Origin of the sequence: Bacillus sp. FSL H8-0516 (assembly GCF_038635285.1) — a bacterium.
In the GTDB taxonomy this organism is placed as follows: domain Bacteria; phylum Bacillota; class Bacilli; order Bacillales; family Bacillaceae; genus Bacillus; species Bacillus safensis.
The window spans coordinates 185,520-204,208 of sequence record NZ_CP152051.1; the positions used below are offsets into that span (position 1 = coordinate 185,520).

The following is an 18,689-nucleotide window of genomic DNA, read 5'->3' on the forward strand; positions in this document are numbered from 1 at the left end:
GCCTCCTTTAGGATTGATAACGTGAGATCGCTTTGTCAATATGGCCATTCGTTTTGTTGAGTAAATCTTTGGCTGTTTTCTTATCTGTATTTGTTTGGAGCATGACGATGGCCGTTTTGACTTCTAAGTCTGCTGCTTCAAGAGTCTTCACGGCTTGTTCGTAGGAAGCATTTGTCACATGTTGAATGATGGTGATGGCGCGTTCTTTTAATTTATGATTGCTGACTTTTACATCAACCATCAGGTTTTCATATACTTTGCCTTGTCTGATCATGACTGAGGTGGAAAGCATATTTAAAATCATTTTATGAGCGGATGCTGCTTTCATTCTTGTTGACCCAGTGATGGCTTCTGGTCCTACAATAACCTCAATGGCGCAATCTGCAAGCTCGCTAATTTCTGCTTGTTCATTGCAGCTGAGTGCTACTGTTTTAGCTCCAATTGACTTTGCGTAGTTTAAAGCGCCGATGATATAAGGTGTCCTGCCGCTTGCGGCAATACCGACGACTGTATCTTTTGATGTCAGGTGGATGTGTACTAAATCCTGTTTGCCGGCATCTTCACTGTCTTCCACATCTTCGGCAGCTTGAGAAAAAGCTGAGTCTCCGCCTGCCATGATGCCAACAATGACATCAGGTGAGACGCTATAGGTTGGCGGACATTCGACAGCATCCATTACGCCAATTCTGCCGCTTGTTCCGGCGCCTAAATAAACGAGTCGGCCTCCATTTGAGATGGACTCATAAGCAAAGTCACTTGCTGTTTTGACATGTGGAAGTACAAGGTTGACTGCTTGAGCGACCTTCATATCTTCTTCATTGATCATCTGGAGTATTCCAAGCGGATCTGCTTGAGAAATTCCCATTGTGTTTGGGTTTCTTGATTCTGTTGTCAAAGAACGCAGTTGAGATGGCTGCATGTGACATACCTCCTTATTTCTTCATTTTCAGTATATTGAGTATGATATGAAATTTCAATATTATATTTGAATATTGAAATTATATTTCAGTCAAATTGTTGAACGAATAGGGAGTAAATAGTTAGAAAATAAAAAAAATAAAAATCCCCTTTACAAAAGGGGGACAACCTGTATATAATAACTTTTGTCAGCTTCACGGAAACAACAAACTTGACAAACTGGCCCGTTGGTCAAGCGGTTAAGACACCGCCCTTTCACGGCGGTAACACGGGTTCGAATCCCGTACGGGTCACCATGATGTGGAGGATTAGCTCAGCTGGGAGAGCATCTGCCTTACAAGCAGAGGGTCGGCGGTTCGAGCCCGTCATCCTCCACCATATGCCGGTGTAGCTCAACTGGTAGAGCAACTGACTTGTAATCAGTAGGTTGGGGGTTCAAGTCCTCTTGCCGGCACTGTTTTTTCTTTATCAATTCCATATGTGGAGGGGTAGCGAAGTGGCTAAACGCGGCGGACTGTAAATCCGCTCCCTCCGGGTTCGGCGGTTCGAATCCGTCCCCCTCCACCATTTTTGGGCTATAGCCAAGCGGTAAGGCAACGGACTTTGACTCCGTCATGCGTTGGTTCGAATCCAGCTAGCCCAGTTAAGACACCTTTTTGAAAAAGGTGTCTTTTTTTATGTTGGCAGAGGGACTGTATAACTATTCAAAATGTTGTCGAGTTGAGTCAGAAGGCATCAAGAAAGTAAAATATAAGCATGAACGGAAAGGGGATGTACATATGGGAGAGCAAAAGAAGGTCACGATTATTGGAGTTCCAATGGACTTGGGTCAAACGAGAAGGGGCGTCGATATGGGCCCGAGTGCGATTCGTTGTGCAGGCGTAAAAGAAAAATTGGAAACGCTCTCATTTGATGTAGAGGATCTTGGAGATATTCCAGTTGAACAAAGAGATGATGAGAAAGGTTTATATACAAGTGAAAAGCTAAAAAATTTGACGGAGAATGCTGGTGCAAATCAGCTGCTTGCTGAGAAGGTTGACAGTATTGTGCAATCTGGTTCGTTTCCGCTCATTTTAGGCGGTGATCACAGCATTGCGATTGGCACACTTGCTGGGGTAGCCAAGCATTATGAAAACTTAGGTGTCATTTGGTATGATGCACACGGGGATTTGAATACGGAGGAAACCTCTCCTTCTGGAAATATTCATGGCATGCCGCTTGCTGTCAGTCTCGGTTTTGGGCATGCTGATTTAACGAACATTGGCGGTTATTCGCCTAAATTGAAGCCTGAAAATGTCGTTATAATTGGTGCTCGATCTTTAGATGAAGGAGAGCGGGCATTGATTCGAGAGAAAGGCATTAAAGTGTATACGATGCATGAAATTGATCGTTTAGGGATGACAAGGGTGATGGAGGAAGCGATTGCGTATCTAAAGGAGAGAACCGATGGTGTCCATCTGTCGCTTGATTTAGATGGATTAGATCCAGCGGAATGCCCTGGTGTAGGTACTCCGGTAGCAGGCGGCATTAGTTACCGGGAGAGTCATCTCGCAATGGAGCTTTTAGAGGAGGCGGGTATTCTAACGTCTGCTGAATTTGTTGAAGTAAATCCGGTTTTAGATGAGAAAAACAAAACCGCTGAAGCGGCAGTTGCGTTAATTGGTTCATTAATGGGTGAAAAGCTATTGTAGAGCGGGACTTGTTCCCGTTCTTTTTTTTGTTTTGGGAAAATTTAAGGATATGTTAAGGTTTTTACCGGTTGATAAGCGTAACACACTGTCAAAAATTTGTTACACTATTTTTTAGAGGAGAATGAAACCTTTTGGAAAGAGGTTCGTATACATAAAGACCGGTGAAGGCAGAGGTTGAATATACTATGGACACAATGATTAAAAAGAGAATTAAGCAAGTGAAAAAAGGCGACCAGAACGCATTTGCAGACATCGTAGACCTGTATAAAGACAAAATTTATCAGCTGTGCTACCGTATGCTTGGGAATGCACATGAAGCGGAGGATATTGCGCAGGAGGCGTTTATTCGTGCTTATGTGAATATCGAAAGCTTTGATGTGAATCGCAAGTTTTCCACGTGGCTGTACCGCATTGCAACCAACCTGACCATCGACCGTATTCGCAAAAAAAAGCCGGATTATTATTTAGATGCAGAGGTGGCAGGAACAGAAGGATTAAATATGTATTCTCAAATTGCTGCTGATGGCATTTTGCCAGAGGATGAGGTGGTGTCTCTTGAATTATCGAGTACCATTCAGCAAAAAATTTTAAGATTACCCGACAAATATCGTTCGGTCATCGTATTAAAGTATATTGATGAACTCTCGTTAAAAGAAATTAGTGAGATTCTGAATATACCAGTTGGTACGGTGAAAACGAGAATACACAGGGGTAGAGAGGCTCTCCGGAAACAGTTGAGAGACCTTTGAGTGAGGTGATTTTGATGAGCTGTCAGGATAGAATCGTCCAGCTTATGCATCAGTATTTAGACGGGGACATTGAGCCCCAAGACGAAAAAGAATTAAAAAGCCATCTGCAATCGTGTGAGGAGTGCCGTACTCATTTTCAACAAATTGAGAAATCCATCGCGCTAGTGCAGAGTACATCTCATATAGAAGCACCATCTGATTTCACTGCAAAGGTGATGGCAGGTCTTCCAAAGGAGAAAAAGCGTGTGTCGGTTCAAAGATGGATCAAAGCTCACCCGCTGATGGTAGCCGCTGCCCTCTTTCTCATTTTAATGGGAGGCAGTCTGTTTACGAGCTGGAATACCGATCATAATTTCAGTGTGTCAAAGCAGCCGAATCTCGTCGTTGAAAATGATACAGTGACCGTACCTAAAGGGGAAACCGTAAAGGGTGATGTCACTGTCAAAAATGGCAAGCTGATTGTAGAAGGCAAGGTTGATGGAAATGTCACCGTCGTCAATGGGGAACAGTTGACTGCTTCTGCCGGACAAGTCACTGGTCAAATTAATGAAATTAATGAAGTATTTGATTGGATCTGGTACAAAATGAAATCAACAGCACAAAACGTAATGCGGGTCATTGGGCCAGAGGAGCAAAAGTAACTCAATCAGCTTAAAGAGCAGTCTCTAAGGGGGCTGCTCTTTTTCTATACATTGGCGGGATTCACGCATACTAGCAACTCAGCCAGATATGGCAACTATTTTCCTTGCTGAAACAAAATGTGGTATAATAGCCACGCTATGTATTGATACATAGGCTATTTTTATATTAAAAAATGCATCAAACGAAGAATAACTGAAAATTCTGGAGGACGAGGAAATGGCTTTAGGGGATATTCCTTTTTTGCAGTACCTCGGTAATGCTGTTGATATTCTCGTTGTTTGGTATGTGATATATAAATTAATGATGGTCATCCGCGGAACAAAAGCGGTTCAGCTTTTAAAGGGAATTGTGGTCATTGTTCTCGTCAGGATGGGAAGTGCGTATCTCGGTCTTAACACACTTCAATGGCTGATGGATCAAGCGATTACGTGGGGATTCCTTGCGATCATTATTATTTTTCAGCCAGAGCTAAGGAGAGCGCTTGAGCAGCTTGGGCGCGGCCGTTTCTTCTCAAGAAGCGGGACACCTGTAGAGGAACAGCAGCAGAAAACGATCGAGGCAATTACAAAAGCAATTAACTATATGGCGAAACGCAGAATCGGCGCGCTGCTGACAATTGAGCGCGATACCGGAATGAATGATTACATAGAGACAGGAATTCCTTTGAATGCAAAGGTGAGTTCAGAGCTGCTCATTAATATTTTCATTCCGAATACACCGCTTCATGACGGTGCTGTCATTATGAAGCGGGATGAGATTGCAGCTGCAGCTTGCTATTTACCGCTGTCAGAAAGCCCTTTTATCTCTAAGGAGCTGGGGACGCGTCATAGGGCGGCAGTCGGAATTAGTGAAGTGACAGACAGCTTAACTGTCATCGTTTCTGAGGAAACTGGCGGTATTTCTGTTGCAAGGAATGGTGATCTCCACCGAGAATTGACAGAAGAAGCGCTTGAAGAAATGCTGATTGCTGAATTTAGTAAGAACAGCAAAGATGCTTCCTCGACCAAATGGTATTGGAGGGGCAAGAAAAATGGATAAGATTTTGAATAATCGCTGGGCCGTTAAGCTTCTTGCATTGGTCTTCGCTTTATTGCTGTATGGTGCAGTCAATTCAGCGCAAGCGCCCACGCCGAAAAAAATCGGTGAATCCTTTTTCCCAACATCGACGACAGATGAAGCAACTTTAACCGACATTCCTGTTAAAGCGTATTATGATGACGAGAAGTACGTCGTCACTGGTGTGCCGCAGACAGTCAATGTCACGATTAAAGGATCAACTAGTGCTGTGAAAACAGCAAGACAAACAAAGAATTTTGAAATTTACGCAGACATGCAGAACTTATCGACAGGTACACATAAAGTGGAGCTGAAGGCAAGAGATGTATCGAAGGGACTCACACTATCGATTAATCCATCTGTGACGACTGTGACGATACAAGAAAAAACGACAGCTGAATTTCCTGTTGAAACCGAGTTTTATAATCAAAATAAAATCAAAGACGGCTATTCACCTGAACAGCCCATTGTGAATCCGAAAAAGGTCACAGTTACTGGATCAAAGGACGTCATCGACAAAATTTCTGTCATTAAAGCTTTTGTGAACTTAGAAGATGTCGATCAGCAAATTGAAAAAGAAGCGAAGCTCACTGTGTATGATAGCAGCGGGAATGAGCTGCCAGTTGAAGTAAGTCCGTCCGTGGTGGATATTACGGTCCCAATCTCGAGTCCAAGCAAAAAGGTTCCTTTTAAAATTGAGCGGACGGGCAGCTTGCCAGAAGGGATCAGCATCTCAAGCATTGAGACAAGCCCGAGTGAGGTCACAGTGTACGGCTCTCAAAAGGTGCTGGATGCCCTTGATTTTATTGATGGCGTCAAGCTGGACCTAAGCAAGATCAAAGATGATACGGAGATTGATGCCGATATTCCCCTGCCAGATGGTGTGAAAAAGGTATCACCCGAAACCGTTAAGATCAAAGTGAAGGTTGCAACAGCTGAAGAAAAAAAGATCGATAATGTACCGATTTCTATCGTGGGTTTGAGCAAGGATCTCACTTCTGATTTTGTGAGCCCCTCTTCTGGACGGCTCACGTTAACAGCAAAGGGATCAAAGAGTGCGATTGATAAACTAAAGGCTTCAGATGTTGAAGCCTATATCAATGCAGGGGACTTGAACGAAGGAACCCATGAGGTCAAAGTTCAAGTAAATGGTCCTCAAAATGTGACTTGGACATTATCGAGATCAAAGGTCAAAGTGAAACTCACTTCTACTGATACAGAGGATCAGCCGGCTTCGACGAATGATCGGAAGGATCAAAAAGATCAACAAGATCCATCAACTGATGATGATGATCAGGGTGAGAAGAGTAAAGAAGAATCCACGCAAGATAAAGCAAAGAAAGAATCGAGTCAAAGACAGCGGGTCAAAGAAGATAAAAAAGAGGACGAAGCGTCCTCTTGAATGGTAAAAAGGAGCGATTGAAACATGGGCAAGTACTTTGGAACTGATGGTGTAAGGGGTGTAGCGAATAGCCAATTAACGCCAGAGCTCGCATTTAAAGTTGGGAGATTTGGCGGCTATGTGCTCACGAAGGATAAAGAACGTCCAAAGGTACTCGTTGGTCGAGACACACGTGTATCTGGTCATATGTTAGAAGGAGCGCTTGTTGCAGGCTTACTTTCAATTGGAGCTGAAGTGATGCGTCTAGGTGTGATCTCAACACCTGGTGTGTCTTATTTAACGAAGGCAATGGATGCTGAAGCGGGTGTCATGATTTCTGCTTCACACAATCCAGTTCAAGACAACGGCATTAAATTCTTCGGCGGTGACGGCTTTAAGCTGTCAGATGAACAGGAAAACGAAATTGAGCAGCTGATGGATCAGCCAGTCGATCAATTACCACGCCCAGTTGGAGCCGATCTTGGAACGGTGAACGACTACTTTGAAGGCGGTCAGAAATACTTGCAATTCTTAAAGCAGACAGCGGATGAGGATTTCACAGGTATTCACGTGGCGCTTGACTGTGCACACGGTGCAACCTCTTCTCTAGCGACACATTTATTTGCAGATTTAGATGCTGATGTGTCCACAATGGGAACATCTCCAAACGGATTGAATATCAATGATGGTGTAGGCTCCACTCATCCAGAAGCACTTTCTGCTTTTGTGAAGGAGAAGGGTGCCGATATTGGTCTTGCGTTTGATGGTGACGGTGACCGTTTAATTGCAGTCGATGAAAAAGGTGATATCGTAGACGGCGATCAAATTATGTACATATGTGCACGTTATTTGAAGGATGAAGGCCGATTAAAGGATGACACCGTCGTGTCAACGGTTATGAGTAACCTTGGTTTCTATAAAGCGCTTGAGAAGCAAGGCATTAAGAGCATTCAAACTGCTGTTGGTGACCGCTATGTGGTCGAAGCGATGAAAAAGGACGGCTATAATGTCGGCGGCGAGCAGTCAGGTCATTTGATTTTCCTTGATTACAATACGACAGGTGATGGCATGCTTTCTGCGATCATGCTTGTGAATACGCTCAAAGCGACAGGAAAAACATTATCAGAGCTTGCAGCGGAAATGGAAAAGTTCCCGCAGCTTTTAGTGAATGTGAAAGTGTCTGATAAATATAAAGTAGAAGAAAATGAAAAAGTAAAAGCGGTGATCCAAGAGGTCGAAAAAGAGATGAATGGTGACGGCCGTATCCTGGTTCGTCCATCGGGGACAGAGCCGCTTGTACGTGTCATGGCAGAGGCGAAAACAAAAGAGCTGTGTAATGAATATGTGGCTCGAATTACAGCTGTTGTGAAAGAAGAAATGGGTATTGAGTAATAGATGAAAGCAAACCGCTGCCAGCGGTTTGCTTTTTTTCGAATAAACGACATAATTGGATGGATCTATACGAATGATATAAGCGAGGGCAATTTGAAGCTGCCTTCATACATAGGAGAGCACATCAAAGGTAGAACGTGACAAGCCTCATCGCATATAGTGTATGGAGGTCTCACTTTCTCAAATGAAGGGGATCACCCGCTAAATTGTGATTGACGGAGGTCAGACCTTATAGTACAATCATCCTTGTGTTACTGGATTTTTATTCTATCAGGAAAGGCAGGGTAGATGTTCAGAAACTCTCTTATAATTATAGCGCCCGAACTAAGCGATCGGACGAAAGATGCTTAGTTGACGAGGATGGAGGTTATCGAATTTTCGGCGGATGCCTCCCGGCTGATCAAAAAAGAGATCACAGCCGTAAGTGTTTCTTTAAAGCAAAGAGGTGACTCTTTGTACAAAGGGAATACACATGATCTCCCAAATTAAACATGTAGAGAGGGACGAAGAAATGTCCCTTCTATTTTAGTAGGCTTTCTTTGTCCCTTTCACATGATCGGGAGGAAGAATATTTATGTGTGGAATCGTAGGTTATATTGGTCAGAATGATGCGAAGGAAATCTTATTAAAAGGTTTAGAGAAGCTTGAGTACCGCGGGTATGATTCAGCAGGTATCGCTGTGGCAAACGAAGATGGCGTGCATGTGTTCAAAGAAAAAGGACGTATCGCTGAGCTTCGTGAAGTCGTAGATGCAAACGTAGCATCTTCAGCAGGAATCGGACATACACGCTGGGCAACTCACGGTGTACCAAGCCATTTAAATGCACATCCGCATCAAAGTGCTTCTGGCCGTTTTACGCTTGTTCATAACGGTGTCATTGAGAACTATGTACAATTGACACGCGAATATTTACAAGACGTCACACTAAAAAGCGACACAGATACAGAGGTTGTTGTTCAAGTCATCGAACAATTTGTCAGCAGAGGTCTTGATACAGAGGAAGCTTTCCGTCAAACGCTTCTTCAACTAAAAGGCTCTTACGCAATTGCCCTTTTCGATAACGAAAACAAAGAAACAATCTATGTGGCGAAAAACAAAAGCCCATTATTGGTTGGTTTCGGCGAAGATTTCAACGTTGTGGCTTCTGACGCAATGGCGATGCTTCAAGTAACAAACGAATATGCGGAATTAATGGATAAAGAAATGGTCATTGTCACAAAAGACGAGGTCATCATTAAAAACCTTGACGGTGATATCATGACACGTCCTTCTTATATCGCTGAGCTTGATGCAAGCGACATTGAGAAAGGCACATATCCTCACTACATGTTAAAAGAAACGGATGAACAGCCGCTTGTTATGCGCAAAATCATCCAAGAATATCAAGACGAAAACGGCAAACTGTCAGTCGCTGGCGATATCGCAAGCGCAGTAGCAGAAGCAGACCGCATTTACATTGTGGCTTGCGGAACGAGCTACCATGCTGGACTTGTCGGTAAACAATACATTGAAGACTGGGCGAAAGTACCTGTAGAAGTCCATGTAGCAAGTGAATTCTCTTACAACATGCCGCTTCTATCGAAAAAGCCGTTGTTCATCTTCCTTTCTCAATCTGGGGAGACTGCGGACAGCCGCGCTGTACTTGTTCAAGTTAAAGAGCTTGGTCATAAAGCATTAACGATCACAAACGTACCAGGATCTACGCTTTCTCGTGAAGCGGACTTCACATTGCTTCTTCATGCAGGACCAGAAATCGCAGTGGCTTCAACAAAAGCCTACACAGCACAAATCGCTGTACTTGCAATCCTTGCATCTGTTGCAGCTGAATTAAACGGTCAATCTCTTGACTTTGATCTTGTGAAAGAGCTTGGGATTGTAGCAAACGCAATGGAAGCCCTTGTCGATCAAAAGGATGAAATGGAACAAATCGCTCGTGACTTCTTCACAGTGACACGTAACGCATTCTTTATCGGAAGAGGACTTGACTACTATGTGTGCCTTGAAGGTTCACTGAAGCTAAAAGAGATCTCTTACATCCAAGCAGAAGGCTTTGCTGGCGGAGAACTCAAACACGGCACAATTGCTTTAATTGAAGAAGGCACACCGGTCATTGCCCTTGCAACACAAGAGCACGTGAACCTCAGCATTCGCGGGAACGTCAAAGAAGTCGTTGCACGCGGAGCAAACCCATGTGTCATCTCACTAAAAGGCCTAGAAGACGAAGGCGACCGTTTCGTCCTTCCAGCTGTACATCCAGCACTTGCACCACTTGCATCTGTTGTCCCATTACAGCTGATCGCTTACTACGCAGCCCTTCACCGCGGGTGTGATGTGGATAAACCACGTAACCTTGCGAAGAGTGTGACGGTGGAGTAGGAATTAAATAAAATCGGATTTTTGATACCCCTTTAGATATCGTTTCTAAAGGGGTGTTTTTGTGTCAAAAGAACTAGAAAATGATAGATTTGATCGTACGATGTTCTTTGATTCAGGGTACAATATTAGAAGGCTACAGTTTTCAGATTGTTTTCAAGGGGGAGATGTTATTTTTAATCGATACTTAAAAAAAGAAAAATGGGGAATTGTTTTTTTCTTGATTGGTTATATTGTATTGTTTATTAGCTCTTATTTGTTGATTGGCGGTCCTGCAACGATTGAAGGACCAATTTGTATTTTACTTGGATTTTGTATCGTTCAATTTCTTAGATATAGAGCTTTCAAAAAAGATGAAGAGAATAAAAAGGGAAATAGTAAAGGTTTATATCATCGTTTTTAAGTTGTATTAATAGCCTGATTATCATGTGTAAGTACATTGCTAAACAAACCTTGCGCAAGCAATACAACCTAATAGCTAATATATAAAAGGAAGAGAGAAGAAATCATGGCCAAACATAAAGTTTACACAATGAGCTTTGCAAAAGTCTATCCTCTCTATATCGCAAAGGCAGAGAGAAAGGGACGAACAAAGGCTGAAGTCGATACGATTATTTGTTGGTTAACAGGATACAGTCCAGAAGAGCTGCAGGAACAGATAGATAAACAGATAGACATTGAAACCTTTTTTGCTGAGGCTCCTGAGCTTCATCCTTCCCGCAGTTTAATCAAAGGCGTCATTTGTGGTGTTCGGGTAGAGGACATTGAGGAAGAAACCATGAAAAACATTCGGTATATGGATAAGCTGATTGATGAGTTAGCGAAAGGAAAGAAGATGGAAAAGATTTTAAGAGGTTCATCATGAGCAAGCCCAGTGAACTAACCTTCACTGGGCTTTTTTCTATCTTATAGATCAATCGATCGATAAAAATAAAATCCGTTTGAACGAATCCTTTCTTCATGTCGTCAAAAGAAGTGATATTAAAACAAATTGGCGTTTGAAAAAGGAGTGGCGTGGATGGATATGAAGATGTTATTACCTCTTATTTTGCTGCAAGCGATGTTGATGGTGATTGGTTTGTTTGATTTGCTGAAAAGAGATCCATCGAGGATCAGAGGAGAGGTGAAGTGGATTTGGGCGTTGGTGATTGTGTTTGTGGCGAGTGCCGGTCCTATTGCGTATTTCATTTTTGGTCGTAAACAATCTTAGTAGGGGTGATTCACTTGAATATGCTGGAGTGTCACGGGCTGACGAAATCGTATGGCCCGAATAAAGTGTTAAAAGATGTTTCGTTTTCTGTTGGGGAGGTTGGATGTGTTGGTTTTTTAGGAGCCAATGGAGCGGGGAAGACAACGACGATCCGGATTTTGACGGGGCTTGCTCGTCCTACGTCTGGCGTCGTGAAGGTGGCGGGTATGGATGTCACAAAGGACATGGATGACATTAGTCATGTGATAGGGTATTGTCCGCAGCATCCTGCATTTTATCAGGATATGACGGGGCAGGAGTGGATGCATTGGGTTGGCGGGTTATTTCACTTAGAGAAAAAAATCATTCGCTCCAAAACAGAGGAGCTGTTGAAGCTTTGTGGTGTGTATGAGGCGAAGGATCGTGCCATTGGCAGCTATAGCGGAGGCATGAAGCAGAGGCTGGCCATTGCGCAGGCGCTCATCAACAGCCCGAAGGTTCTGATCTTGGATGAACCTGTGTCCGCACTTGATCCAATGGGGAGAAAAGATGTTCTGACTTTGATTGAGCGTTTAAAGCATGAGATGTTGATCTTTATGTCGACCCATATTTTAGATGACATTGAACGTGTGGCAGATCATATTATCATGATCAACAGTGGCAAAATTGAGATGTCTTCTTCCATGAAACAGATCAAAGAAGACTATATCCAGCCAGTGATTGAATTTCAATTAGAACAACAGAATACAAAACTAGTGGCTTTGCTAAAAGAGCGGGATTGGGTGGAGGAATGCTTTGAGACAGGAGATGCTTATCAGGTGCGAGTGAACGATCAACAAATAGCATTGAAGGAGCTGCCTCGTCTCATCACTGAATCTGGCGGTGTTCTCCTCCATTATCGACTATCTAAGCTGACGCTTGAAGATATTTTCATGAAGGTTGTGAATGCATGATGATGTTGAAAAAGGAATTTAGGGAGTTATTTACTAGCTATAAAATCTTATTTGTTCCTATTATTTTTACGATTTTAATGATCACACAGCCTATTACGCTCAAAATGCTGCCGGATCTTCTATCGGAATCAGCTAATTTACCTGAAGGAGCTACATTTTACATACCAGAGCCTAGTGCAGGAGAGGCTTTGGCGAGTGCATTGAGTAAATTTGATTCGCTAGGTGTGTTTATCCTGATTATGATCGTGATGGGGACGATCGCTGGAGAGCGTGCCTCTGGAGTGACTGCGATGATTATGGTGAAACCGATCAGTCGAACGAGTTACTATGTCTCGAAAATATGCGCCTATGCCTGTTTGACTTTGTTTAGTTTGGTGGTGGCGGTGCTTGTCTCTGTTTATTATGTGGACATTCAATTTGGGCATGTGGATTGGGTCAATGTGTTAAAAGGAACACTTCTTTATTATCCAAATTTATTGCTGATTGTGGTATCGACCATTTGTGCTTCGGCGTTCTTTCAACGTTCTGTCACAGCTGGCGGTGTGTCGCTTTTAATCAACCTTATTCTGTTTACCGTACCTTCATTTTATGAAGAGACATTAGGGAAGTTTGCGCCTAAAGGCGTGACAAGTGCAGCCGAAGAGATGATTCATAAAGGGACTTATTTGGATCAGGCACTTACAAGTTTTCTAGGTGTATCGGTATTGATTGTTTTCTTTTTTCTCATCGGATGGTTTCTTTTTAGAAAACAAGAATTATAGCAGTATCTTCAGGTTTACTTTGAGCATAAAAATCTGAATACGGTTGAAAATTTGATATGATGATAAAAATTAACTGTATTTTCAGAAAAGGGGTTTTTATTTATGAGAACATCACGTAATCCTGAGGCCATTCACCCGCCACTTGCACCATATACCCATCAAATAGAAACAACTGGACCACAGCGGTGGTTAACTCTATCAGGTCAAGTGGGGATGGAGGCGGATGGAACAATTCCTGAGAGCCCGTTGGAGCAGCTAGAGCTAGCGTTAGAGAATGTGAAACGAAATGTAGAAGCGGCAGATATGGCTGTGGAAGATATAACGAAACTAGTATTTTATCTCGTGGGAGAGTTCGATGCTGAGAGCAGGAAACGAATCATGGGGCAGTTTTTAGGTGATCATTTGCCTTGTATGACGATGATTTATGTGGTGGCATTGGCTTCTCCTGCTTTTAAGGTAGAGGTGGATGCTTGGGCGTGTCAGGAGATCGTTTTAGTTGATGGAGCGGTTTAATAGATAAAAGATTGGGATACTGCAACCCAATCTTTTTTTATTTTGTACATAATATAATTTCTTTTTCCGTTGTTTATAGAATGGATTATCTCATTTCTATTACCTTGTTATTCTCTATATGGTAATATTAGGGTAATGGATTAGTGGGTCTAATGACATTTGTTTTTTGATTTTATAACACACCATAGATAAGCATACATCACTCTAATCAAAGGGAGAGATTTGATGCCATTCATGGAGGTTCAGAATGTAAGCAAACGATATAGCAATGGTGATGGGATAGAGGGTCTGTCATTTTCCATCGAAGCAGGAGAGATTGTGGCGCTGCTAGGGCCTAATGGCGCCGGGAAGACGACAACAATTCGGTGTGTAACAGGTCTATATAAACCAGATGGAGGGGAAATTCTCATAGAGGGTTTCCCGCCTGTTCATGCCCATGTCCAAAAACAAGTAGCTCTTATTCCAGATCAGCCATATTTGTATCCAGACTTAACGGCTGCTGAACATGTTCAATTCCGGGCACGTGGATATCATAAAGGCTTAAAACAGATCAAGGAAAAGGTATATGAAGCGTTGAAAGAAGTACATATGGAAGAGAAGATGAATGAACTGTGCGGAAGGCTGTCAAGAGGCCAAAAGCAGCGTGTTGTCTTAGCAGGAGCCATTGTTCAGGATGCCTCCCTTTTTATATTAGATGAACCGACTGTTGGGTTAGATATACCGTCAAAACAGTGGCTGTCGGATTGGCTGAGACAAAAAAGCAGTCAAGGGGGGGCGGTCTTTGTGTCGACTCATAGTCTGGAGTTCGTTCTCGATACGGCCAGCAGGGTGGTATTGATTCGAGAAGGTGCCATCATGAAGAGTATGGATGTTCCTCAATTAAAGGAAGAACAGAGTGAGTGGAGGGCAGAAGTTATTCAACTTTTGGGGGAGTGGTCAAGTGAATAACACACTCTCCCTACTATGGATGAAATCTCAAAGGCGCTTGATCAGTAAAAATCAAGAAAAGAAAATGCCTTTTCTGATCTTACTTCTTTTCATAGCGGCAATTGGTTTTCAGCTAAGCGCAGTTTCAAGTATGGGTGATTGGGATACAAGTGCAGCAGGATGGATCATTGTCTGTTTGTTTGTTCTTTATACGGGTTTTGGTTTGTTTACGAATCGGCTGCCTAGTCAGATGAACGATATCATTTGGTTATATGGAAATGGCGCTTCTTTATGGACGGTTGTTATCAGTGTGTGGATGTATCACATATTCTGGCGAGGGGCTCTTCTCATTATCTCTGCTTTGGCTGCGGACCTTCTTCTGTTTTTTATGACGCAGCAGTACCCGTTTCTGCTTGGCAAATCACTTATCCTGACAGGGCTGTTATGTTTGGTTGAAACTTGGATGATTGCGGTGTCTTGTGCTAGAACTATTAGAGTATACAAGCGACTGCTCTTACTCGGCTTTGTATTGATGTTTTTCAGCTATGCACTGCTTGTTTTGAATCAATTAATGATGAAACAGCCCTCGTTGATGAACATTGCTGATTCTTTGATGTTTCAAGTTGGACGTATGATCGAAGAGTTCTCCATTCTTTCTGTCTTCATTTTTATTGGAGTGATGTTTCTATCTTTCATGATGATGTACAGTGCTAGTCATCGTTTAGAGATGAAGGAGTCTTTAGTCAAGGAGGCAGTATTTTGGGAGGAATTTGAGGGGAAACATATTCATTCAAGTCCAATCGTTCAAAAAAAGGGCAAGACATGGTGGGGACTTCCGGCATTAACGGGCAGCTGGGCTTTTCTTTGGATTGAATTATTGCTGATAAAAAAGTATATGATTTTCCATGTACTATCTACTATGCTGTTAATTGGTACTTACTATGTCGTCCTTACTTATTTTTCAGATTGGCTGAATCTATTCTTGATCGTCATCGCGGCATCCGTTCTTTTTAGTTCATATTATGCAGGGATTGTAAGACACGCACAAACAGGAGTGCTCTACCTTTTTCCAGGTGCTTTATATCAAAAAATCATTCTGTTAGAGGTGTTTCAAACCTTTTGGCTGTATGCTTTCTACTTGATTTCTCTTTATTTAGTTGAGATTCAGGATGTTTTGTATTGGACCTTATTTGGTGGAGGAGTTTATATATGGTTTTTGGCCATACGACTCTTTGCCTTTATACAGCCTCTGAGACGAGAAATGAGTTTTGCTTTGGCTGCCTATTATCGATCATTGCTATTTGCGTCTGTGATCAGTGCTATGATCGTTATTAGCATTCATCTCATCACTGATGGCTTGTTGACTACAATTGTATCTCTAGTGGCTGGGGCTGGATTTTATGTGATTTGTTATCGATACCATGCGGTTCATTAAAAAGAGGAGTTGATTGTAAATGAAACCAGAAAATAAGCTGTCTCAATCCATTCAACAATTGGCCAATACAAATGAAGTAACGATCGTTCAAGCAATAGGAGATTTAAGAAAATGTGGAAAAGATGCAGTGCCCGTCCTTGTTGAGGCTTTAAAAGAAAAAGGCTCTCTGCGGAACATTGCAGCAGCTGTACTTGGTGAATTTGGAGCAGATGCGGGGGACGCAGCAGAACCGCTAGCTCGGCTATTAGAAAGTGACGAAGAAGATACAAGAATGGCCGCTGCCATGTCACTCATGAGGATTGGGCAGCCTAGCTTGCCATTCCTTCTGGCACTGGCTAAACGTTATGAGGGACCTACTTGTTTCTGGGCATCATGGTGTATCTCTTGGATTGATCCATCAAAAATTGAAAAAAACATGTACGAGTGCTTAAAACAAGAACAAGAAAATCCAACAGGCAGCGTTACTCCTTTTGCTGCTGAGGAAGCATTAGGAAAAATCATCGCCTTTCAGCTAAAAGATAAGGGGGATGAATAGTGGGGACGCAGAAACTCAACTGGCCTGAGCATCTTCCTTGGATTTGCCCTTAAGATCAAAGGAGTTTTTAGGGTCAATGAATAGCTTGGAAAAAGGGAGATATCGGCTGGTTAGAAAAACATTCATTTGGTTAGTAAGTATTAAGGAGGAGAGAGTGTTGTTTCAATCAAACAAAGAATTAAAAAGAAACGTCATTTTTTTCGCAGGTGTTGGAGCGGTTTTGCTGATTTTAATGATGCTGAAATGGTTGCCGATTTCTGCAGACTGGGAAATAGCGTTGATTTTATTCGGTTTGGGAATTTTGTTTTATTTGAAGCGTGTGCTGCGGGAAGAAGAAAGTCATAAGTATTCAGTATGATACCTAGAATGTATATTCTAGGTTTTTTTATTAAATTTACCTTAAAACACACTTTTTCACATGGGTATGGAAACCATTTTTTTAAAAGTGTGGTAGGATAAATACGCTTTATCTTTATATTGTCCGAAGGAGCTGTCGAGTTGAAGGGATCTAGGGTTGAGTTAATTGATAGTTTACGTGGTTTTAGTTTATTAGGTATTTTGATTGTGAATATGCTTAATTTCCAATATGATTATGATTTTGAGAAAATGTTTGATTCGAGTTTTTGGGGACAGGAATTCGGTGTATATCTGACGGAGATTTTGTTCCAAGGGTCTTTTTATCCGATCTTTTCCTTTTTGTTTGGGTATTCTTTTATCAAGCTGATTGAATCGACGAAGGCTAAGGGACTGAATACGAATGCCATTGTCGTTCGCCGTGGTTTTGGTTTGATTGTGCTTGGGATGCTGCATTACATCTTTATTTGGAACGGTGACATTCTTCTTTATTATGGAGCTTGTACGTTTTTCTTGATGATGTTTTTGAGCAGCCGGATTAAAACAATGCTTATTTGGTCGGGTGTGTTAGGTGCGTTGTCATTAGTCGTTTTGCCATACATGATGAAATTTGTTTATGGAACTGATGATTTATTAACCGATGTGTATGCGAAAGGTGATTATGGAGATATTTTGCTCAGCCGGATTACGGTTGAAGACGATATGATGATTGTAACCATGATTCTGGCGATCGTGACCATTACGCTTATGCCGATATTAGGTTTTCTTTTTGGTACGATCATGGTTGGCCCGTTTGCACTGCTTGGTATGGCGGTTGGGAAACTTGGACATCTGACAGAAAAAGATCGAGGCATGGCCTATCGAAAAGGCTGGGTGTGGATGATTGTGATCGGGCTTGTGCTTAAATGTGCGACGTTCATTGAGGCCCCTTGGAGTGAATTGGTGATTACGCTGGGTGCCTATGTGCTGACGATTGGGTATATTCAAGCCTTTATTGTTTTCTACTATTCGAAGGCAGCCCAAGGTTTAAAACGCCTGCTTGCAGGGCTTGGCCGTTTGTCTCTCTCAAACTATTTGGCGCAGTCGATTATTTGTACAACGATTTTCTATTCTTATGGACTTGGTCTATATGGACAATTGGGATCAATGTTTGGGCTGCTGCTTGCTGTCGGACTGTACACAGCACAGCTGTTCATCAGCTATCTCTATTTGAAAAAATGGAGAAGAGGTCCTGTGGAGTGGCTTATGGGAAAATGGGTATATTGGAAATAAAGCATTTTGTTAAAGAACCGCATGGCTTAAGGGCTGTGCGGTTTTTTTATTGCATTCTATTTTAAAAAAATGAGGAGAACATTTTTAAAATGGTTGAATATTCTTTCAGTGTGTATATAATGTATATATACAATGTTTCGTTCCAACTATCTGAAAAAAGAGGTTTTTATATGCAAATTACGATTTCAAACCATTCTAAGGAGCCTATCTATGAGCAAATTACGAATCAAATCAAATCGATGATTTTAACGGGTGAGCTTGCGGAAGGTGCAGCGCTGCCGTCTATTCGAAAGCTGGCGAAGGATTTACAAATTAGCGTGATTACAACAAAGCGAGCGTATGAAGAGTTAGAGAAGGCGGGATTTATTTATTCAATTGTAGGCAAGGGATCATTTGTTGCGGAACAAAACTTAGAAGTGATGAGAGAGAAGAAATTGAAGGTGATCGAGGAACAGCTTGGAGCCGTTGTCACAAACGGGAAAGAATTAGGCTTATCTTTTGATGAATTGCAGCAGTTATTAAAGTTCTTATATGAGGAGTGAGATGA

The 18,689-nt window shown here is 42.2% G+C and carries 20 protein-coding genes and 5 tRNA genes; 24 read left to right on the top strand and 1 reads right to left on the bottom strand.

Annotated elements, in window-relative coordinates; translation table 11 throughout:
- Positions 1 to 7 precede the first annotated feature (7 nt).
- Positions 8 to 919 (bottom strand): N-acetylmuramic acid 6-phosphate etherase, encoded by a 912-nt coding sequence (gene murQ / locus MHB67_RS01045; RefSeq protein ID WP_342492723.1) that lies wholly within the window; start codon positions 917 to 919, stop codon positions 8 to 10.
- 220 nt (positions 920 to 1,139) lie between these two features.
- Here murQ and MHB67_RS01050 point away from each other — a divergent pair.
- The 24 genes from MHB67_RS01050 to MHB67_RS01165 all read left to right on the top strand — a co-directional run bounded on the left by MHB67_RS01050 (position 1,140) and on the right by MHB67_RS01165 (position 18,684).
- Positions 1,140 to 1,214, top strand: a tRNA-Glu gene (locus MHB67_RS01050).
- A 6-nt stretch (positions 1,215 to 1,220) separates the two neighbouring features.
- A tRNA-Val gene (locus MHB67_RS01055) sits at positions 1,221 to 1,296 on the top strand.
- 3 nt (positions 1,297 to 1,299) lie between these two features.
- Positions 1,300 to 1,372: transfer RNA gene (locus tag MHB67_RS01060), tRNA-Thr, on the top strand.
- A 28-nt stretch (positions 1,373 to 1,400) separates the two neighbouring features.
- Positions 1,401 to 1,485 (top strand) — tRNA-Tyr (locus tag MHB67_RS01065).
- A gap of 4 nt (positions 1,486 to 1,489) precedes the next feature.
- Positions 1,490 to 1,561 (top strand) — tRNA-Gln (locus tag MHB67_RS01070).
- A 136-nt stretch (positions 1,562 to 1,697) separates the two neighbouring features.
- Complete coding sequence (gene rocF, locus MHB67_RS01075) at positions 1,698 to 2,609, top strand: arginase (RefSeq protein WP_024424450.1); 912 nt, start codon at positions 1,698 to 1,700, stop codon at positions 2,607 to 2,609.
- A 185-nt stretch (positions 2,610 to 2,794) separates the two neighbouring features.
- On the top strand, positions 2,795 to 3,358 hold the full coding sequence (gene sigW / locus MHB67_RS01080) for an RNA polymerase sigma factor SigW (RefSeq protein ID WP_024424449.1): 564 nt from the start codon (positions 2,795 to 2,797) through the stop codon (positions 3,356 to 3,358).
- 14 nt (positions 3,359 to 3,372) lie between these two features.
- Positions 3,373 to 3,999, top strand: a complete 627-nt coding sequence (gene rsiW / locus MHB67_RS01085) for an anti-sigma-W factor RsiW (RefSeq protein ID WP_024424448.1) — start codon at positions 3,373 to 3,375, stop codon at positions 3,997 to 3,999.
- 217 nt (positions 4,000 to 4,216) lie between these two features.
- Positions 4,217 to 5,038, top strand: coding sequence for a diadenylate cyclase CdaA (gene cdaA / locus MHB67_RS01090; protein ID WP_008344027.1), 822 nt, complete (start codon positions 4,217 to 4,219; stop codon positions 5,036 to 5,038).
- On the top strand, positions 5,031 to 6,458 hold the full coding sequence (locus tag MHB67_RS01095) for a YbbR-like domain-containing protein (RefSeq protein ID WP_185854041.1): 1,428 nt from the start codon (positions 5,031 to 5,033) through the stop codon (positions 6,456 to 6,458). The genes cdaA and MHB67_RS01095 overlap by 8 nt, the downstream gene beginning before the upstream one ends.
- 24 nt (positions 6,459 to 6,482) lie before the next feature.
- Positions 6,483 to 7,829, top strand: a complete 1,347-nt coding sequence (gene glmM, locus MHB67_RS01100) for a phosphoglucosamine mutase (protein ID WP_342492724.1) — start codon at positions 6,483 to 6,485, stop codon at positions 7,827 to 7,829.
- A gap of 574 nt (positions 7,830 to 8,403) precedes the next feature.
- The gene (gene glmS, locus MHB67_RS01105; protein ID WP_024424445.1) at positions 8,404 to 10,206 is read left to right on the top strand and encodes a glutamine--fructose-6-phosphate transaminase (isomerizing); all 1,803 of its coding nucleotides are present in this window, start codon (positions 8,404 to 8,406) and stop codon (positions 10,204 to 10,206) included.
- A 61-nt stretch (positions 10,207 to 10,267) separates the two neighbouring features.
- Positions 10,268 to 10,606: a hypothetical protein gene (locus MHB67_RS01110; RefSeq protein ID WP_234107534.1), complete on the top strand. Its 339-nt coding sequence runs from the start codon at positions 10,268 to 10,270 to the stop codon at positions 10,604 to 10,606.
- 105 nt (positions 10,607 to 10,711) lie between these two features.
- Entirely contained in the window at positions 10,712 to 11,068 is a 357-nt protein-coding gene (locus tag MHB67_RS01115; protein WP_234107535.1) for a DUF2200 domain-containing protein, read from the top strand.
- A 153-nt stretch (positions 11,069 to 11,221) separates the two neighbouring features.
- Positions 11,222 to 11,413: a PLD nuclease N-terminal domain-containing protein gene (locus MHB67_RS01120; protein WP_103132661.1), complete on the top strand. Its 192-nt coding sequence runs from the start codon at positions 11,222 to 11,224 to the stop codon at positions 11,411 to 11,413.
- A 14-nt stretch (positions 11,414 to 11,427) separates the two neighbouring features.
- The gene (locus MHB67_RS01125) at positions 11,428 to 12,345 is read left to right on the top strand and encodes an ABC transporter ATP-binding protein (protein ID WP_103132660.1); all 918 of its coding nucleotides are present in this window, start codon (positions 11,428 to 11,430) and stop codon (positions 12,343 to 12,345) included.
- Positions 12,342 to 13,106 (top strand): ABC transporter permease subunit, encoded by a 765-nt coding sequence (locus MHB67_RS01130; RefSeq protein WP_103132659.1) that lies wholly within the window; start codon positions 12,342 to 12,344, stop codon positions 13,104 to 13,106. The genes MHB67_RS01125 and MHB67_RS01130 overlap by 4 nt, the downstream gene beginning before the upstream one ends.
- A 102-nt stretch (positions 13,107 to 13,208) precedes the next feature.
- Positions 13,209 to 13,619: a RidA family protein gene (locus MHB67_RS01135; protein WP_103132658.1), complete on the top strand. Its 411-nt coding sequence runs from the start codon at positions 13,209 to 13,211 to the stop codon at positions 13,617 to 13,619.
- Positions 13,620 to 13,844: 225 nt separating this feature from the next.
- The gene (locus tag MHB67_RS01140) at positions 13,845 to 14,567 is read left to right on the top strand and encodes an ABC transporter ATP-binding protein (RefSeq protein WP_103132657.1); all 723 of its coding nucleotides are present in this window, start codon (positions 13,845 to 13,847) and stop codon (positions 14,565 to 14,567) included.
- Positions 14,560 to 15,981: a sporulation killing factor system integral membrane protein gene (skfF, locus tag MHB67_RS01145; protein WP_103132656.1), complete on the top strand. Its 1,422-nt coding sequence runs from the start codon at positions 14,560 to 14,562 to the stop codon at positions 15,979 to 15,981. The genes MHB67_RS01140 and skfF overlap by 8 nt, the downstream gene beginning before the upstream one ends.
- Positions 15,982 to 16,000: 19 nt before the next feature.
- Positions 16,001 to 16,516: a HEAT repeat domain-containing protein gene (locus tag MHB67_RS01150; RefSeq protein WP_103132655.1), complete on the top strand. Its 516-nt coding sequence runs from the start codon at positions 16,001 to 16,003 to the stop codon at positions 16,514 to 16,516.
- Positions 16,517 to 16,592: 76 nt separating this feature from the next.
- A complete protein-coding gene (locus tag MHB67_RS01155; RefSeq protein WP_258011209.1) occupies positions 16,593 to 16,874 on the top strand; it encodes a hypothetical protein in 282 nt (93 codons plus the stop codon).
- A gap of 140 nt (positions 16,875 to 17,014) precedes the next feature.
- A complete protein-coding gene (locus tag MHB67_RS01160) occupies positions 17,015 to 18,142 on the top strand; it encodes a DUF418 domain-containing protein (RefSeq protein WP_342492725.1) in 1,128 nt (375 codons plus the stop codon).
- Positions 18,143 to 18,312: 170 nt separating this feature from the next.
- Positions 18,313 to 18,684, top strand: a complete 372-nt coding sequence (locus MHB67_RS01165; protein ID WP_003217079.1) for a GntR family transcriptional regulator — start codon at positions 18,313 to 18,315, stop codon at positions 18,682 to 18,684.
- The last annotated feature ends 5 nt before the right edge of the window (positions 18,685 to 18,689 follow it).

Coding starts and splice junctions, on each gene's coding strand:
- glmS (WP_024424445.1), top strand. CDS start 8,404: ATGTGTGGAATCGTAGGTTATATTGGTCAGAATGATGCGAAGGAAATC.
- MHB67_RS01155 (WP_258011209.1), top strand. CDS start 16,593: ATGAATAGCTTGGAAAAAGGGAGATATCGGCTGGTTAGAAAAACATTC.
- glmM (WP_342492724.1), top strand. CDS start 6,483: ATGGGCAAGTACTTTGGAACTGATGGTGTAAGGGGTGTAGCGAATAGC.
- rsiW (WP_024424448.1), top strand. CDS start 3,373: ATGAGCTGTCAGGATAGAATCGTCCAGCTTATGCATCAGTATTTAGAC.
- MHB67_RS01120 (WP_103132661.1), top strand. CDS start 11,222: ATGGATATGAAGATGTTATTACCTCTTATTTTGCTGCAAGCGATGTTG.
- MHB67_RS01095 (WP_185854041.1), top strand. CDS start 5,031: ATGGATAAGATTTTGAATAATCGCTGGGCCGTTAAGCTTCTTGCATTG.
- MHB67_RS01150 (WP_103132655.1), top strand. CDS start 16,001: ATGAAACCAGAAAATAAGCTGTCTCAATCCATTCAACAATTGGCCAAT.
- MHB67_RS01115 (WP_234107535.1), top strand. CDS start 10,712: ATGGCCAAACATAAAGTTTACACAATGAGCTTTGCAAAAGTCTATCCT.
- murQ (WP_342492723.1), bottom strand. CDS start 919: ATGCAGCCATCTCAACTGCGTTCTTTGACAACAGAATCAAGAAACCCA.
- MHB67_RS01135 (WP_103132658.1), top strand. CDS start 13,209: ATGAGAACATCACGTAATCCTGAGGCCATTCACCCGCCACTTGCACCA.
- rocF (WP_024424450.1), top strand. CDS start 1,698: ATGGGAGAGCAAAAGAAGGTCACGATTATTGGAGTTCCAATGGACTTG.
- sigW (WP_024424449.1), top strand. CDS start 2,795: ATGGACACAATGATTAAAAAGAGAATTAAGCAAGTGAAAAAAGGCGAC.
- MHB67_RS01130 (WP_103132659.1), top strand. CDS start 12,342: ATGATGATGTTGAAAAAGGAATTTAGGGAGTTATTTACTAGCTATAAA.
- MHB67_RS01165 (WP_003217079.1), top strand. CDS start 18,313: ATGCAAATTACGATTTCAAACCATTCTAAGGAGCCTATCTATGAGCAA.
- MHB67_RS01140 (WP_103132657.1), top strand. CDS start 13,845: ATGCCATTCATGGAGGTTCAGAATGTAAGCAAACGATATAGCAATGGT.
- cdaA (WP_008344027.1), top strand. CDS start 4,217: ATGGCTTTAGGGGATATTCCTTTTTTGCAGTACCTCGGTAATGCTGTT.